The following is a 16,184-nucleotide window of genomic DNA, read 5'->3' as shown; positions in this document are numbered from 1 at the left end:
CCCCGTCCGTGTGTCCTCGCTCGCCCCGAGCTGGAGCGCCGAGAGGGCATCAGCCGATCGCCGCGACCGCTTCGACCTCGATCAGCAGGTCCGGCCGGACCAGGCCGGCCACCTGGACGAGCGAGCTGGTCGGCGGCCGTTCGGTGTCGACGAACTCGTCCCGCACCTGCCGTACCGTCGCCAGCGCGGAGGTGTCGACGACGTAGAAGGTGAGCTTGAAGACGTCCGTCCAGGTCGCGCCCGCGGCGGCGAGGGCGGCGCCGACGTTGTGCATCGCCTGGCGGGTCTGGGCCGCCCAGTCCCCGGCGGGCGCGACGGTGCCGTCCGCGGCGATCGGCACCTGGCCGGAGGTCCAGACCAATCGGCTGCCGGGGCCGACGCTGGCCACGTGGCTGTACCCGTTGGGCTGGGGAAGCGTGTCCGGCGTGGAGAACTCGATGTCGGCCATGCCGGACATCCTATGGCCGCGTCAGCGGGGCAGGCGCCGCAACGCTTTCATGCTCGCGGTCATGCCCTTCACCCACAGCTTCGGCGGCAGCCCGCGGAACGGGCGCAGCTTCAGCCCGCGCTGCACCGCGATCGACTGCGCCTCGGTGTACTTGAGCAGTCCTTCGGCACCGTTGCGGCGGCCGACGCCGGAGTCCTTCATCCCGCCCATCGGCACGCCGACGCTGCCGAAGGTCGCCGCGTAGCCCTCGTTCACGTTGACCGTGCCCGCCTTCAGCCGGGCCGCCACCGCCGCGCCCGCCCGCGTGTCGGTGCACCACACGCTCGCGTTGAGGCCGTAGTCGGTGTCGTTCGCGCGCTCCACCGCGTCGTCGATCTCGGTGTAGCCGTAGATCGACACCACCGGGCCGAAGGTCTCCTCGGCGAACACCTTCGCGGCCGGGGTGACGTCGGTGAGCACGGTCGGCGCGTAGAACAGCGGGCCGAGGTCGGGGCGCGGGTGCCCGCCGGTGAGCACGGTCGCGCCGTTGGCCCGCGCGTCGTCCACGTGCGCGGTGACGTTCGCGAGCTGGCTCTCCGAGGTCAGCGAGCCCATGTCGGCGGAGTGGTCGAGCTTGGCACCCAGCCGCAGCGCCTCGGTCTTCGCCACGAAGGCCCGGGTGAACTCCTCGCGAATGCTTTCGTGGACGTAGATCCGCTCGACCGAGACGCACAGCTGCCCGGCCGACGAGAAGCACGCGGTGACCGCGCCCGCCGCGGCCTTGGCCGGGTTCGCGTCCGGCAGCACGATCATCGGGTTCTTGCCGCCGAGTTCCAGCGAGTAGCCGGTGAGCCGCCCGGCGACCTGCTCGGCCAGCCGCTTGCCGGTCGGCGTGGAGCCGGTGAAGCAGAGGTAGTCGGATTCTTCGACCAGCGCGTCGCCGATCGCCGAACCGCGGCCGAGCACGATCTGCCACACCCCGGCGGGCAGTCCGGCCTCCTCGGCGAGTTCGTGCAGCCACAGCGCGGACAGCGAGGTCTGGTTGTCGGGCTTCTGCACCACCGCGTTGCCCGCCGCCAGCGCGGGCAGCACGTCCATCGCGGTCAGCGCGAGCGGGTAGTTCCACGGGGTGATCACGCCGATCACGCCCTTGGGGTGGCGGATCTCACCGGCCTTGGTGAGCACCGGGATCACCCCGGCCGCGCGGCGCGGGGACAGGATCCGCGCGCTGTGCTTGCCGTAGTAGGCCGCGACCAGCGCCGAGCCGCTGACCTCGTCGAAGGCGTCCAGCCTTGCCTTGCCCGCTTCGACCTGGACCAGGTCGAGCACCTCGTCCTGCCGGTCGAGCAGCAGGTCGTGCAGGCGGATCAGGATGCGCTGCCGCTCGGCCACGGGCACCGCCGCCCAGGCGCGCTGCGCCGTCCTCGCCTCGGCGAAGGCGGCGCGTGCCTCGGCGTCGTTCGCCTGCGGCAGCGACGCGGTGATCAGGCCGGTGAACGGTGAGGTGATTTCGGCCGGCGCGCGGTCGGCTCCGCCGGTGGCGCGGCGGACCAGCTGGGCGGCCCGCGCGGCCGAAGGCGCGCCGACCACGCCGCCCACCGTGCTCGGCCGGGAGGACTGCTGTCCGGTGGGCGCGGGGGTGGTGCTGGTCATGAGCGACTCCGTTCCGTGGCGAGGTTACCCGTCAGTACAGCATACCGGCGGTAGGCGAAACGAATCCGTAGAACGTGAAAGGCACTCACGTTACTCTGGTTGCGGGTGCCATGAACGGCCCACCCCGGGCCGTTCATGGCAGCGAGGGCGCTACTTCGGCGGCTCCTCGTCCTTCTTCTCTTCGGTCTTCTCTTCGGTTTTGCCGGCTTCGGCCTCGGCAGCTGGTTTCGCGTCCAGCGATTCGGTCGCCGCCGCCTGGGTGAACGGCGAAATGTACGGCTCGGGCGCGGGCGGGACCGCTGGTGGGGGCGGCGGTGCGGGTGGCGGCGACATCGGCGGCACTGGTGGCGCGAACCCGTGTGGTGGCGTCCTCGGCTCCACGAACATCTGGACACCGGGCCCCGGCGGCGGGCCCGCCACCGCACGCGAACCGGCCGCGGGCAGCCAGGCGACCACCAGCGCCAGCAGCGCCACCCCGCCACCGCAGATCAGCACCCACAGCCCGGTCTCCAGGTGGTACACCGTCCGGAAGGAGCCGCGGCCGACTTCGTCCGTCACGGCCATGCTTTCCAGGCTCGTCGCGGTCAGCGCGACCATCCACACCGCGACCACCGCGCCCGCGGTGGCGGTGCTCAGCATCAGGCGGGAACCCGCGCGCACGCCGGGATTGGCGCCGCGCCCGGCCGAAGCCACCGTGACGAACGCGCCGATCAGCAGGATCGCGGCGGCCACGGTCAGCACGATGCCGAACCGCGGCGGGTGCGCGCCCTCGGGTTCGGCGAAGGAGGCCGAGGCGACGTCGTTGTCACCGCTTTCGTCCATGATCCACTCCCAGCCGGTGGTCTGCTGGGAGAAGCTCTGCTCGCCGTCGTGGACGATCAGGTATTCGGTGTAGGGCAGGAAACTGCCGAAGATCAGCAGGCCGGCGGCTACCAGCGCGAGCACGCCGGCCGCCACGGAGAAGCCGTGCACGCCGGGCCGCCGCGGCGGCGGGGGCGGTGGCTGGTGGTGCGGCTGGAACTGCGGCGGCATCGCCGGGGGCGGCGGGGTCGCGCCTACGGTCATCGAGGACTCCTGTCGATGCTGGGGACGTCCTCACCATCGCGGGAAAAGTGCCGGAGGGTAGCCGCGGCGCGACCTTCGAGACCTAACCGTGCCCGTAGAGCAGGACCGCGATCCGCTTCCACTCGTCGAGCAACTGCTTGCGCCGCTTGGGATCCCCGCCGAGTTCGGCGTCCAGCGCCAGCCCCCTGGTGAGGTTGACGGTCAGCCAGAACAGCACCTCGGCGCGTTCACGCGGCAGCTCGCCCGCCACCACCGAGATCTGCTCCAGGGTGGAGCGCCCCAGCGCGCGGTCCACCGGCCGGATCGCCGCACGCAGCTCGTCGTCGGTGCGCGCGGCCACCCACAGCTCGGTGACCGCGGTCGCCAGCGTGCCCGAGTAGCCCTCCCAGAGCAGGTCGATCGCGGCCGGGATGCCGTCCGCGCCCGACGGCAGCCGCTCCAGCGAGGCGGCCAGCTCGGACTTGAGCCGGTTCGTCAGGTGCTCGACGGCGGCGGCCATCAGCTCCGCCTTGGCCGAGAAGTGGTGCTGCACCGCGCCTTTCGACACCCCGGCCCTGGCGCAGATCTCCTGCACCGAGGTGCGCGCGTAGCCGAGGTCCACCAGGCAGTCGATGGTCGCGTCGAGCAGGGCGGTCCGCGTCTGCGCCCGCCGCTCGGCCTGGGTGCGGTGTGTTGTGCCGGTCACAGCGAAACCCCGTTCCGCCGGGCTTTACCCGGCCTGGGCTCCAGATGTACATTCCGAGCAGAACTTACATTCCGATTGGCATGTTTTCCAGTCCGGAGGGTCCGCCGTGCCACTGCAGATTCAGAAGAGCTCATGGAGCAACCCCGATCTCGAGGACTTCCGCGACCTCGCGCGCACCTTCTGCCAGAAGGAACTGGTGCCCAACCAGGAACGCTGGATGGCGGAGAAGAAGGTCGACCGCGAGCTGTGGACGAAGGCCGGTGAGGTCGGCCTGCTCGCGCTGTCCATCCCGGAGGAGTACGGCGGTGGTGGCGGCACGTTCGCCCACGAGGCCGTGCTCTACGAGGAGCAGGCCCGGTGCGGGGACGGCGCCTGGGGCGTCACGGTGCACAACGGCATCGTCGCGCACTACCTGCTGCACTACGCGACCGAGGAGCGCAAGCGCGAGTGGCTGCCGAAGTTCGCCTCCGGCGAGTTCGTCGGCGCGGTCGCGATGACCGAGCCCGGCACCGGCTCCGACCTGCAGAACATCAAGACCCGCGCGGTCCGCGACGGCGACGAGTACGTGCTCAACGGCGCCAAGACCTTCATCACCAACGGCTACCACGCCGACCTGGTGGTGGTCGCCTGCAAGACCGATCCGGACGCCGGTGCGCAGGGCGTGTCGCTGATCGCGGTGGAGACCGACACACCGGGCTTCCGCCGCGGCCGCGTGCTGGACAAGGTCGGGCTCAAGGGCCAGGACACCGCCGAGCTGTTCTTCGACGACGTGCGCGTGCCCGCGGCGAACCTGCTCGGCGAGGAGGGCCAGGGCTTCATCCAGCTGATGCAGCAGCTCCCGCAGGAGCGGCTGATCATCGCGGTGACCGCGGTGGCCGGCATGGAGGCGGCGATCGACCAGACCATCGCCTACACCAAGGACCGCACCGCCTTCGGCAGGCCGATCTTCAACTTCCAGAACACCAAGTTCAAGCTCGCCGAAGCGGCCACCGAAGCCGCGGTGGCACGTGCCTTCCTCGACCAGTGCATCGAGCGCCACCTCAAGGGCGAGCTGGACGTGCAGGGCGCGGCGATGGCGAAGCTGTGGACCACCGAGCGGATCAACCGGGTGGTCGACGACTGCCTGCAGCTGTTCGGCGGTTACGGCTACATGACCGAGTACCCGATCGCGCGGGCCTGGGCGGACATCCGGATCTCCCGGATCTTCGGCGGGACCAGCGAGATCATGAAGGAAATCATCTCGAGGACGCTCTGACATGCCCGACAAGACCGGCCCGCTGTCCGGGCTCAAGGTGATCGAACTGGCCGGGCTCGCCCCCGCGCCGTTCGCCTGCACGATCCTCGCCGACCTCGGCGCGGACGTGATCCGGGTGGACCGCGCGAAACCGGGCGAGGACGTGCTGGGCTTCGCGTACGACCCGCTGATGCGCGGCCGGCGCACGATCGGCGTGAACACCAAAACGCCGGAGGGCGTGGAGCTGGTGCTCAAGCTGGCCGAACGCGCCGACGTGCTGATCGAGGGCTTCCGCCCCGGCGTGGCCGAGCGGATGGGGCTGGGGCCGGAGCAGGTGCGTGCCCGCAACCCGCGGCTGGTCTACGGCCGGATGACCGGCTGGGGCCAGGACGGCCCGCTCGCGCCGGCCGCCGGGCACGACATCAACTACATCGGCCTGGCCGGTGCGCTGGAGCCGGTCGGCCGGGCGGGGGAGCGGCCGGTGCCGCCGCTGAACCTGGTCGGCGACTTCGGCGGTGGCGGCCTGCTGCTGGCGATGGGCGTGCTCGCGGCGTTGTACGAGCGGACCTCGTCCGGGAAGGGGCAGGTGGTCGACGCCTCGATGGTGGACGGCGCGGCCCTGCTCACCACGCACCTGCACGGCCTGCGGGCGGCGGGTGTGTGGCCGGGGGAGCGCGGCGACAACATGCTCGACGGCGGCGCGCCGTTCTACGACACCTACGAGACCGCCGACGGCAAGTACGTGGCGGTCGGCGCGATCGAGATGCGCTTCTGGGCGGAGCTGGTCAAGGTGCTCGGCCTGGACCCGGCCGAGCTGCCGGTGCACGTGGACAAGAACGAATGGCCGCGGCTGCGCGAGATCCTCACCGCGGCGATCGGCAAGCACACCAGGGACGAGCTGGTGGCCATGGCCGAGGGCACCGACGCCTGCCTGACCCCGGTGCTCTCGCCGTGGGAGGCGGCCGAGCACCCGCACAACCGGGCACGCGGCACCTTCGTCGAGATCGGCGGGGTGGTGCAGCCCGCGCCGGCGCCGAAGTTCGACCGGACGCCGCCGGGGACGCCGGAGGCCCCGCACGACAAGGGCGCCGACACCGACGAGGTGCTGGCGGAGTACGGAGTGACCGAAGTGGACCAGCTTCGGAGTGCGGGAGTCATTAGTTAACGTGCGGTAACTGCCTGTGTTCGGAACACGCTCGGTCAGCTCGGTACACCATCGAGTGCCGGGCGTGTCCGACCGGGTAATCGGCCGCCCGGCTTCTACACTGGGTGGGAGATCGTCACCTACTCGGCGTGAACGGCAGTACGCATTGGCGTGAAAGCCTGTTCGAATCGGGTGTGGGCGGGGCAGGATGACGGTCGAGGGTGGTTTTGGAGTACGGCGACGCCGACCGCGTGGCCGCCGGGTACACCAGGATGGAGCCATGTCGCCGCAAATCAAGAAGATTCTGCTCGTCGGCGTCGTGGCGCTCGTGTTGTTCCTGCTGATCACCCAGCCCACGCAGTCCGCGGAGGCGGTGCAGACCGCGCTCGGCTGGCTGCGTGAGGGCGCCGAAGCCATCGTGACCTTCGTGAAGAGCCTGTTCGCCTGACCCGCCGGTAACCGTCCACTTCGGCCGGCCCCGCGTGTGCGACGCGGAGCCGGCCGAAGTGGTGTCCGGATAGGGCGAAATCACGCTTAGTCACCATTCCCAGAATTCGGGCGGATCGCTCGACCATCCGGGTGGATATCGACGATTAATGCACTGGTAGACCGATTCATCCGCGGCAAACACTGGCGGAAGCGGGGCCGTGCCCCCTACGGTGCTCACATTGCGTGATCGTCTGGTTCTCATGGATCCGCGTCGGCTCCCCGTTTCGAACAAAGCCCCCAGCTGTTCGACCCGGGCTGAACCCAACGCGGCGCATGGGTAAGGAGGCAGGGATGACCGGGGATCCCGGAGTGGACGCGTTGATCCAGCAGTGGGCCGCCGAGCGAGAGCAGAGCGCGGAGGAGCGCGAAGCGGACCGGATCGCGTCGGCGTGGCTCGCCGACATGCCGCAGGCCCCGCCGGGGATTCCCGGGCAGCGGGCGAGGACCGGTTCGACCGGCTGGGCGCCGCTGGAGGCGGCCGACCCCGGTTACGTGGAAGCGATGCGCGACCGGCTGCCGGAGGTGCCGGTGGAGCTGCTCAGCGCGGCCGCCGGCTGGTGGCAGATGATCGGGCCGGTGGCCGAAGCCGAGAAGTGGTGGGACGCCGGGATCAGCCCGCTCGACCAGCGCGCGCTGGACTACCGCGCGGCCGGGCTCACCCCGGCCGACCTGAGCAAGCGGCTCGGCCCGATGACCGTGCTGCAGCACCTGCGCCGCGGCAGCGCGCCCGCGTGGTGCGTGGCCAGGCTCGCCCGCCAGCGCCGCGACGCGGGCTGAGTCGGCTGGCCGAGGTTCCCAGCTGGCGAGCCGCGTCCGCGAAAGCGCGTGCGTAACGCTAGCCTGCGCCGAGTCGTTGTCCTGACGAAGTCGGTGTGGGTGGAGGGTTCGCGAGTTGACCAAGGTCCGAGCCGGGGTGGCCGCTGCCGCCGGGCGAGCGGGAATCGTGACCGCGGTGCTCGCGGTGGCCGGAGCCGGGGTGTGGGTGGTCGCCAAGGCCAGCGTGCCCGAGGCCGGGCCGATCACCACCGAGATCCCCGCGTTGCAGGTGCAGGCCGCGCCGGTGGAGCCGGGCACGCTCGCCCCGGTGGACGCCTCGGTCGGCGGGGCGCAGCAGCAGGGGCAGCCGCAGCAGCGGTCCGGTGAGGACCTGCTGGCCGGCTGGTCGCAGCGGGCGGCGGCGGTGATGGGTGTGCCGGCGCGGGCGCTGAGGGCGTACGGCAACGCGGAGCTGGCGGTGCGGGCGGAACTGCCCGGCTGCAAGCTGTCGTGGGCCACGCTCGCCGGGATCGGGCGAATCGAGTCGAACCACGGGCAGTACGGCGGGGCCGCGCTGGGTGCCGACGGCCTGCCGTCGAAGCCGATCATCGGCGTGCCGCTGGACGGCTCGCCGGGCGTCAAGGCGATCGGCGACACCGACGGCGGCCGGTTCGACGGGGACTCCACGCACGACCGCGCGGTCGGCCCGATGCAGTTCATCCCCGGCACGTGGGCGAAGTACAACTCCGACGGCAACGGTGACGGCGTCGGCGACCCGCAGCAGATCGACGACGCCGCGCTGGCCGCCGGGCGCTACCTGTGCGCGGGCGGGCGCGACATGTCCGCGGCGCAGGGCTGGTGGGCCGGGATCATGTCGTACAACAACTCGATCGAATACGCGCAGAAGGTCTTCGGCCTCGCGGACGGCTATGCCAAGTCCGCGCGCACCGTCGCCCCGAGCTGACCTCGCGCCTCCCGGCCCCGGTCCTGAACACGAATGTGGCTTTCGGGGCGAAAAACGCCCCGAAAGCCACATTCGTGTCCTGGCGGGCGGGGCGAGCCCCACGTTCGAGTGAGCGAGCGCCCGGGCTCTGCCTCGGGCAGGCGGGCATGTCACGAATGTGGCTTTCGAGACGCGGAACGTCCCGAAAGCCACATTCGTGACACCTCGGCGCCCGGCGAATCGGGCATATCGCGACCAGGTGTGCGGTGGCTCACCCGGACGGGGGTGCTAGCGTCGAAGCGTGTCCATGGCCACCTCACCCGTCGCCCGGCGCCTGGCGATCGCCGGGGTTTGCCTGCTGAGCCTGGTGCTCTGCTGCGGGCTGGCCTGGTGGCAGTGGGAGAAGTTCTCCTCGGCCAACGGCACCTTCCAGAACCTGGGTTACGTGCTGCAGTGGCCGCTGTTCGGCCTGTTCCCGGCCTTCATGTTCTGGCGCATCCGCCGGATCCGCCTGCGCGCGGAAGCCGAAGCCGAAGCCGGGACCCAAACGGAGGCCACCCCGCCGCCCGCGCCCAAGCCGGTCCGGCTCCCGGCGCCGCGGGTTTCCGACGAGCAGCCGCTGGACCCCGAGGACGCCGAACTGGCGGCGTACAACGCGTACCTCGCCGAACTCGCGGCACGCGACGAAGAAAGCAGGAAGTAGCAGATGGTGAGCGCCCAAGACGACACGAAGGACGGCACCGAGCGCGCGGCCGCGCTGCGCGGTCCGCTGGCCCGCTTCCGCGTGGCCGCCTACGTCACCGGTGTCGGCCTGCTGGGCCTGGTCGTGGTGATGATCTGGCGCTACGTCTTCGACAACCCCGGCCCGTCGGCGGTGTACTCGCCGATCCACGGTGTGGTCTTCATGGTCTACGCCGCGCTCACCATCGACCTGGCGATCAAGGCCCGCTGGTCGTGGAAGGCGGTGGCCGGGGTGCTGCTCGCCGGGTGCGTCCCGTTCGTCTCGTTTGTCGTCGAGCGCAAGGTCACCGCGAAGACGCTGGCTGGCGAGCAGCTGTAACCCCCTTCCGCCGGAAGGTCAGCGCGACCAGCAGCGTGCCGGTGGCGATGATCGCCGCCGCGGTGAACGCCGCGGTCATGCCGGTGGTCAGCCGCAGCCCGCCGGTCGTCTCGCGGGAAGCCACGCCGAACACGGTCACCAGCACGGCCAGCCCCACGGTGGTCCCGAGTTGCTGCATGGTCTGCAGCACCCCGCCGGCGGCACCGGCGTCCGACGGCCGCACGCTCGCCATGATGATCACGTTGAGCGGGGTGAACGCGGTGCCCGCGCCCAGCCCCATCAGCAGCAGCGGCCCGAACAGCCCGGGGAAGTAGGCGGTGTCCGGGCTCAGCCGGGTCAGCCAGGCGAGCCCGGCGACCATCAGCAGGCACCCGGTGACGGTGAGCGCCTTCGGCCCGAACCGGGGCAGCAGCCGCGGCACCAGCCGGCTCAGCCCGAACACCGCGCCGGCCATCGGCAGGAAGGCGAACCCGGTGGCCAGCGGGCCGAACCCGCCCAGCTCCTGCATGAACTGGGTGAGGAAGTAGAACATCGACATCATCGCCATCGGGCCGAAGAAGAAGTTCAGGTAGGCCGCGGCGCGGTCGCGGTCGGCGAACAGGGACAACGGCATCAGCGGCTGCCGCGTGCGCAGTTCGACCAGCACAAAAACGGCCAGCAGCACCAGCCCGGCGGCCAGGCCGAGCACGGTGATCGCGGCGGTCCAGCCGCCGGTGGCCGCGTGGTTGAAGCCGTACACCAGCGCCCCGATGCCGAGGGTGGCCAGCAGCGCGCCGGGCAGGTCGAGCCGCGCGCGGGTGCGGGGCGGTTCGACCACGAACCGCGCGGCGAGCAGGCAGACCGCGATGCCGAACGGCACGTTGATGAACAACGCCGCCCGCCACGAGAACCAGTCGGTGAGCAGGCCGCCGACCAGCAGCCCGACCGCGAACCCGCCGCTGGACATGCTGGTGAACAGGGCCAGCGCCCTGGTGCGCGCGGCTGGTTCGGTGATCGTCGTGGTGATCAGCGCGAGCGTGCTCGGCCCGGCCGCCGCGGCGCCGACGCCCTGCAGCACACGGGCCGCGACCAGCCAGAACGCCGAGTCGGCGAGCCCGCCGAGCAGGGACGCGGCGGTGAACACGGCCACGCCGCCCAGGAACAGGCGCCGCCTGCCGAACAGGTCGCCCGCGCGGCCGCCGAGCAACAGCAGCCCGCCGAAGACCAGGCTGTACGCGGTGATCACCCAGGACAGCCCGGTCGGGCTGAAGCCGAGTTCGGCCTGGATGCCGGGCAGCGCCACGTTCATCACGGTGACGTCGAGGACCAGCATGAGCTGCGTGGTGAGCACGGTGGCCAGCGCCAGGCCGGGCCGGGCGGCCGGTGGTGCCGGAAGCGTGGAGGTGGACACGGATGTCTCCAAAGTGGATGCGGGAACCCCAGGAAAGCTAAACGGAGAGATTGTCCGGTTAGCCGTGGGGTTAGCATAGGGAGAGACTCTCCGCTTCCGCAAGCCTAACCGGAGAATCTATCCGCTTAGCCTGACGAGGAGGTCGCGATGCGTGCCGACGCCCGCCGCAACTACGAGCGGATCGTCGCCGTCGCGCGGGAGCTGTTCGCCGAGAAGGGCACCGACGTGCCGCTCGACGAGGTGGTCAAGCGGGCCGAGGTCGGCGCGGGCACGCTGTACCGGCACTTCCCGCAGCGCGACGCGCTGGTCGAAGCGGTCTACCGCGGGGAGATCGAGGCGCTGGCCGACTACGGCCGCGAACTCGCCGCCGAGGCCGCGCCCGAGAAGATCATGCCGCTCTGGTTCCAGGAGCAGGTCCGGTTCTTCACCCGCAAGAAGGGGCTCACCGTCGCGCTCAAGGCGTCCCTGGACCGGGACCGCGAGGTGTTCGCCTGGGCGCACGCCGTGCTGCACGAGGTCGCCGCCGAGGTGCTCGCCGCGGCGGGAGAGCACGTCCGGTCCGACGTCACCAACGTGGACCTGCTGCGCCTCGGCCACGGCCTTTGTGTGGCCACCGAGCAGGCCACGCCCGAGGAGGCCGGGCGCCTGCTGGACATCGTGGTCGGCGGTCTACGCCCGGCCTGAGTGCCGCAGCGAGTACGGCGGCACGGTGCCGCCGCGCAGCGTTTCGGCGTCCACTGAGGACGGACGGTAGGGCAGCGTGGCCAGCCGGGCGGTCATCGTCGCCACCGGGTCCGGCAGCGTGTCGGCGCGCCCGGACAGGAACGCCCACTCGTGCTCGTCCGATCCGAAGTAGACGGTGGTGGCGAACACCTCGGTGAACCGTTGGTACAGCGCGAGCAGGGTCTCGTTGCGCCACAGCGTCGGGCAGCCGGCCTGGCAGCAGACCACCCCGCCCGGCGCCAGCACGCCCGCGCACCGGCGCAGGAAGTCCTTGCCGTACAGGCGGTTGTGCTGCGCCGACGGGTCGGTGTTCTCGTCCGGCAGGTCGATCACCACCACGTCGTAGCGGTGCTCGGTCTCGGCGAGGAACGACCAGCCGTCCCGGTACCACACCCGTGCGGTGTCCGTGCCGCGCTCGGCTTCGGCGAGTTCGGCGGGGGAGTAGCCGTACGGCAGCAGTCCGGCGCAGGTCCGCACCGCCTCGGTGTCGATGTCGACGTGGTCCACGAAGGCCCCGGCGGCCACCGCGATCTGCGTCGCCACGCCCTCGCTGGAGCCGATCACCAGCACCCGCGACCGGCCGTCGGCGAGCAGCAGCGGTGGCACCATCAGCGCCTCGTGGTAGACGAGCTGGCTGGCCTCGGTGCTCTGCCGTTCGTCGTCGCAGAACAGCGAGACGCCCTGGGCGGTGCGCGCGATCACCAGGTGCTGGTAGGCGGTCCGGGTGTCGGCCAGCACCTCGTCCAGCTCCCACACCCTGGTCAGCCCGGCACCGACCGGTTCGACGATGCTCGGCAACTCAGCTCCCGATCGGGTTGTGCGGCAGCACCACGCGGTGCCCGCGGTCGACTGTGGACGAGATCACCGAGCGCGTGCCGAGCGCTTCGGCGAGCAGGCGCACGGCCAGTTCCGGGTCGGCGCGTTCCCCGCAGGTGAACACGTCGACGAACATCGCGCCCAGTTCCGGATAGGTGTGCACGGAGGCGTGGGACTCGGCGAGCATGGCCAGCACGGTCACGCCCTGCGGTTCGAACCGGTGCGCCTGCACGCCGACCACGGTCGCCCCGGCCGACTCCATCACTTCGCGCAGCGCGGACCGCAGGAACCCCTCGTCGTCCAGCAGCGCCGGATCGACCTCGTGCAGCTCGGCCAGCACGTGCCTGCCCGCGAACAACCCGACCTCAGCCGTCATCTTCCACCCCCGTGCCCAGACAATACGTGCGCAGCGGCGGGATCCCGTTGAAGGCCACCGAGGAGTAGCTCGCGGTGTACGCACCGGCGTCGAGGATGTCCAGCCGGTCACCACCACGCAGGGACAGCGGCAGCCGGTACGGGGTGCGCTGGTAGAGCACGTCGTCGCCGTCGCAGGTCGGCCCGGCGACGATCACCGGCCCGGTGCCGGCCGACTGCTCGCCGACCGGCACCAGCCGGTAGGCGATGGCCTCGTTCTCCGTCTCGGCGAGGCCGTTGTACCGGCCGACGTCGAGATAGACCCAGCGCGTCTCGTCCACAGTGGACTTGCGGGCGACCAGCACCACTTCGGTGCGGATCAGCCCGGCGGGGGCCACCAGCGCGCGGCCCGGTTCCATCAGCAGCTCCGGTACGCCGTCCGGGAAGTGCCGCCGCAGCGAGCCGAAGATGGCGTCCGCGTAGTCGGCGGGCGCCGGGGCGTGCTCGCGGTAGGTGATGCCGAGGCCGCCGCCGAGGTTGAGCCTGCGCACGGGTACCTCGGCGGCGATCTTCGCCGCCGCCGCGATCCCGGCGTCCCAGGCCCGCGGGTCCAGTTGCTGCGAGCCGACGTGGAAGGCCACCCCGGCCGCGTCGAGCCCGAGCGCGGCGGCCCGCTTCAGCAGGATCAGCGCCAGCTCCGGCTCGCAGCCGAACTTCCGGCCGAACGGGGTGACCGAATCGGGCCCGTCCACCAGGATCCGCACCGACACCGAGGATCCGGGCGCGTGGCGGGCCAGGTTCTCCAGGTCCTCTTCGGCGTCGAAGACGAAGTCGCGGACGCCCGCCGCGTACGCGACCGCGATGTCCGCGGGCTTCTTGATCGTGTTGCCGTAGGACAGGGACTCGGGCCGCGCCCCGCACGCCAGGCACAGTTCGATCTCCGCCGGGCTCGCCACGTCGAACCGCGACCCGGCGGCAACGAGCGCGCGCACCACCGCGGGCTCGGGGTTCGCCTTGACCGCGTAGTACAGCGAGACCTTGTCGAACAGCGCGGACAGCTCGCGGTAGCGGTCGCGGACCACGTCGACGTCGAGCACCAGGCACGGCGTCGGCGGGTCCGCCCGCTCCAGGAAGTCCAGGATTCGATCAGCGCTCACCCGATCGAGGGTAGGTCAGCCGCTGATGCCGGTGATCGAGCGGACCTCCATCTCGGCCTGCTTGCGCGGGTCGGGCTTCTCGCCGAGCAGGGTGCCGACGATCCCGCAGAGGAAGGAGAACGGGATGGACACCAGGCCCGGGTTCTTCAGCGGGAACCAGCTGAAGTCCGCCTGCGGGAACAGCGAGTCCGGCGCGCCGGAGACCACCGGCGAGAACAGCACCAGCACCAGGCAGGCGGTCAGCCCGCCGTAGATGCCCCACAGCGTGCCGGTGGTGTTGAACCGCTTCCAGAACAGCGAGTACAGCAGCGTGGACAGGTTCGCCGAGGCCGCCACCGCGAAGGCGAGCGCGACCAGGAAGGCCACGTTCTGCCCGCTGGCCAGGATGCCGCCGGCGATGGCGAGCGCGCCGATCACCACCGCGGTGAGCCGCGCCACCCGCACTTCCTGCCGCGGCTCTGCCTTGCCGTCCTTGAAGATGTTCGCGTAGACGTCGTGCGCGAACGAGGCCGACGCGGTGATGGTCAGCCCGGCGACCACGGCCAGGATGGTGGCGAACGCCACCGCGGCCACCACGCCGAGCAGCAGCGTGCCACCGATGTGCAGGGCCAGCAGCGGGGCCGCGGAGTTCTCGCGGCCGGGCGCGCCGAGGATCTCGTCGGAGCCGACCAGCGCCGCCGCGCCGAAGCCGAGCACCAGCGTGCAGAGGTAGAAGACCAGCATGCAGGCGGTCGCCCAGACCACCGACCGGCGGGCCTCCTTCGAGTTCGGCACGGTGTAGAAGCGCATCAGCACGTGCGGCAGCGCGGCGGCGCCGAGGATCAGCGCGATCGACAGCGAGACGAAGTCGAGCTTGCTGGTGTCGGTGGCGCCGTAGAGCCCGCCGGGTTCGAGCAGGCGGTCGCCCATCGGGCTGTTGTCGGCGGCCGAGGAGAGCAGGTTCGAGAAGCTGAAGCCGAACTTGCCGAACAGGAAAACAGTCATCAGGGCCACGGTCAGGATCAGCATGGCGGCCTTGATGATCTGCACCCACGTGGTGCCCTTCATGCCGCCGACCAGCACGTAGAGCACCATCACCACACCGACCACGCCGATCACCAGCGCCTGGCCGAAGCCGCTGTCGATGTCCAGCAGGAGCGCGATCAGGCCGCCGGCGCCCGCCATCTGCGCGAGCATGTAGAACAGCGAGATCACCAGCGTCGAGGTGGCCGCGGCGGCCCGCACCGGGCGCTGGCGCATCCGGAAGCTGAGCACGTCGCCCATGGTGAACCGGCCGGTGTTGCGCAGCAGCTCGGCGATCAGCAGCAGGTCGACCAGCCACGCGACGAGGAACCCGATCGAGTAGAGAAAACCGTCGTACCCGTGGATGGCGATCGCGCCGGCGATACCGAGGAACGAGGCCGCGGACAGGAAATCACCCGAAAGTGCGATCCCGTTCTGACGACCGGTGAACGCGCTGCCCGCGGCGTAGTAGTCCGAAGTGGACGAGCTGCGGCTGCTGACCCGGTAGACCACGAACAGGGTGATGGCGACGAACAGCGCGAACACCACGATGTTGACCACCGGGTCGCTGTCCGGGGCCGCGGCGGCGATGGCGGTCACCGGCCGACGCTCCGGCGGATGGCGGCCACCTGCGGGTCGACGCGCCGGTTGGCGAAGCGCAGGTAGGCGGCGGTGACCAGCACGGTGGAGGCGAACTGGGCGAGGCCGAGCACCATCGCCACGTTCACCGAGCCGAAGACGCGGGTGCTCATGAACTCGTGCGCGTACGCCGCGAGCAGCACGAACGCCAGGTACCAGGCGAAGAACAGCAGGCTCATCGGGAAGATGAACCGCCGCAGCCGCGAGCGCAGGCTGACGAACTCCGGGCTCCGCTGGATCGCCTCGTAGTCCGGGCCAGCCTGCTCGGCGGGGTCGTGCCGGAGCACCGACGGGCCGGGGCCGCCGAACATGATCGGGAGCTGCCCGGTGTCCTCCATGGCGTTCCGGGCGGCACCGGCGTTCAGGGCAGGCACAGCGTTCCTGGCGGGCACCGCGTTCCCCGCGGTCCCGCCGTTCACGGCCCTCCGGGCAGGGGGCTCGTTGGTGAGCTCCGGCATCGTTCCTCCTCCGCGAGCTTGGGCGGCGGTCATCGTAACTACGGCCTTTCGGTGTCCGGAAAGCGACCACTGCTGAATCGTGAGAGTCCGAAAAACGATCTTCACCCGGGCTGGAATGCCCTGGTTAAAGCGCGAATAAATGCACCTTGTCACTCGAATTAGTGAAGGCTGCGGTGACGCTCAGTTCTA

General features: G+C 70.9%; 18 protein-coding genes. 8 read left to right on the top strand and 10 right to left on the bottom strand.

The window, feature by feature from the left end; genetic code table 11:
* Positions 1-49: 49 nt before the first annotated feature.
* The 4 genes from A4R43_RS16410 to A4R43_RS16395 form a co-directional block, all read right to left on the bottom strand.
* Positions 50-448, bottom strand: coding sequence for a RidA family protein (locus A4R43_RS16410; protein ID WP_113693123.1), 399 nt, complete (start codon positions 446-448; stop codon positions 50-52).
* 21 nt (positions 449-469) lie between these two features.
* Positions 470-2,080 carry a succinic semialdehyde dehydrogenase gene (locus A4R43_RS16405; protein ID WP_113693122.1) on the bottom strand — a complete coding sequence of 537 codons (1,611 nt, stop codon included), beginning with the start codon at positions 2,078-2,080 and terminating at the stop codon, positions 470-472.
* 150 nt (positions 2,081-2,230) lie between these two features.
* The gene (locus A4R43_RS16400; protein WP_113693121.1) at positions 2,231-3,145 is read right to left on the bottom strand and encodes a hypothetical protein; all 915 of its coding nucleotides are present in this window, start codon (positions 3,143-3,145) and stop codon (positions 2,231-2,233) included.
* A gap of 82 nt (positions 3,146-3,227) precedes the next feature.
* Complete coding sequence (locus A4R43_RS16395; protein ID WP_113693120.1) at positions 3,228-3,830, bottom strand: TetR/AcrR family transcriptional regulator; 603 nt, start codon at positions 3,828-3,830, stop codon at positions 3,228-3,230.
* Positions 3,831-3,936: 106 nt separating this feature from the next.
* On the opposite strand from A4R43_RS16395, the gene A4R43_RS16390 reads away from it, so the two are divergent.
* From A4R43_RS16390 to A4R43_RS16365, 7 genes are all read left to right on the top strand, one after another.
* On the top strand, positions 3,937-5,085 hold the full coding sequence (locus A4R43_RS16390) for an acyl-CoA dehydrogenase family protein (RefSeq protein WP_113693119.1): 1,149 nt from the start codon (positions 3,937-3,939) through the stop codon (positions 5,083-5,085).
* Between the two features lies 1 nt (position 5,086).
* Positions 5,087-6,229, top strand: coding sequence for a CaiB/BaiF CoA transferase family protein (locus tag A4R43_RS16385; RefSeq protein WP_113693118.1), 1,143 nt, complete (start codon positions 5,087-5,089; stop codon positions 6,227-6,229).
* Positions 6,230-6,488: 259 nt separating this feature from the next.
* A complete protein-coding gene (locus A4R43_RS43305) occupies positions 6,489-6,656 on the top strand; it encodes a hypothetical protein (RefSeq protein WP_205215355.1) in 168 nt (55 codons plus the stop codon).
* Between the two features lie 332 nt (positions 6,657-6,988).
* Positions 6,989-7,474 (top strand): helix-turn-helix transcriptional regulator, encoded by a 486-nt coding sequence (locus A4R43_RS16380; protein WP_113693117.1) that lies wholly within the window; start codon positions 6,989-6,991, stop codon positions 7,472-7,474.
* A 115-nt stretch (positions 7,475-7,589) separates the two neighbouring features.
* Positions 7,590-8,417 (top strand): lytic transglycosylase domain-containing protein, encoded by an 828-nt coding sequence (locus A4R43_RS16375; RefSeq protein WP_113693116.1) that lies wholly within the window; start codon positions 7,590-7,592, stop codon positions 8,415-8,417.
* A 286-nt stretch (positions 8,418-8,703) separates the two neighbouring features.
* The gene (locus tag A4R43_RS16370; protein ID WP_113693115.1) at positions 8,704-9,099 is read left to right on the top strand and encodes a hypothetical protein; all 396 of its coding nucleotides are present in this window, start codon (positions 8,704-8,706) and stop codon (positions 9,097-9,099) included.
* Between the two features lie 3 nt (positions 9,100-9,102).
* A complete protein-coding gene (locus tag A4R43_RS16365; RefSeq protein ID WP_113693114.1) occupies positions 9,103-9,456 on the top strand; it encodes a DUF3817 domain-containing protein in 354 nt (117 codons plus the stop codon).
* Here A4R43_RS16365 and A4R43_RS16360 read toward each other — a convergent pair.
* On the bottom strand, positions 9,422-10,846 hold the full coding sequence (locus A4R43_RS16360; RefSeq protein WP_236809059.1) for an MFS transporter: 1,425 nt from the start codon (positions 10,844-10,846) through the stop codon (positions 9,422-9,424). The genes A4R43_RS16365 and A4R43_RS16360 overlap by 35 nt on opposite strands.
* Before the next feature lie 147 nt (positions 10,847-10,993).
* Here A4R43_RS16360 and A4R43_RS16355 point away from each other — a divergent pair, with 147 nt between their 5' ends.
* A complete protein-coding gene (locus A4R43_RS16355; RefSeq protein WP_113693113.1) occupies positions 10,994-11,530 on the top strand; it encodes a TetR/AcrR family transcriptional regulator in 537 nt (178 codons plus the stop codon).
* Here A4R43_RS16355 and A4R43_RS16350 read toward each other — a convergent pair.
* The 5 genes from A4R43_RS16350 to A4R43_RS16330 are packed head-to-tail and all read right to left on the bottom strand — an operon-like array spanning position 11,516 to position 15,875.
* Positions 11,516-12,367 carry a spermidine synthase gene (locus tag A4R43_RS16350; RefSeq protein ID WP_113693112.1) on the bottom strand — a complete coding sequence of 284 codons (852 nt, stop codon included), beginning with the start codon at positions 12,365-12,367 and terminating at the stop codon, positions 11,516-11,518. The genes A4R43_RS16355 and A4R43_RS16350 overlap by 15 nt on opposite strands.
* 1 nt (position 12,368) lies before the next feature.
* Positions 12,369-12,761 carry an adenosylmethionine decarboxylase gene (speD, locus tag A4R43_RS16345; RefSeq protein WP_113693111.1) on the bottom strand — a complete coding sequence of 131 codons (393 nt, stop codon included), beginning with the start codon at positions 12,759-12,761 and terminating at the stop codon, positions 12,369-12,371.
* A complete protein-coding gene (locus A4R43_RS16340) occupies positions 12,751-13,896 on the bottom strand; it encodes a type III PLP-dependent enzyme (RefSeq protein WP_113693110.1) in 1,146 nt (381 codons plus the stop codon). Before A4R43_RS16340 ends, speD begins: the two co-directional genes overlap by 11 nt.
* A 15-nt stretch (positions 13,897-13,911) precedes the next feature.
* On the bottom strand, positions 13,912-15,498 hold the full coding sequence (locus A4R43_RS16335) for a solute symporter family protein (protein WP_113693109.1): 1,587 nt from the start codon (positions 15,496-15,498) through the stop codon (positions 13,912-13,914).
* Positions 15,495-15,875, bottom strand: coding sequence for a DUF485 domain-containing protein (locus A4R43_RS16330; RefSeq protein ID WP_113697652.1), 381 nt, complete (start codon positions 15,873-15,875; stop codon positions 15,495-15,497). Before A4R43_RS16330 ends, A4R43_RS16335 begins: the two co-directional genes overlap by 4 nt.
* Positions 15,876-16,184 lie beyond the last annotated feature (309 nt).

Source organism: Amycolatopsis albispora, assembly GCF_003312875.1.
GTDB lineage: Bacteria > Actinomycetota > Actinomycetes > Mycobacteriales > Pseudonocardiaceae > Amycolatopsis > Amycolatopsis albispora.
This window is presented reverse-complemented; position numbering and strand designations above follow the sequence as displayed.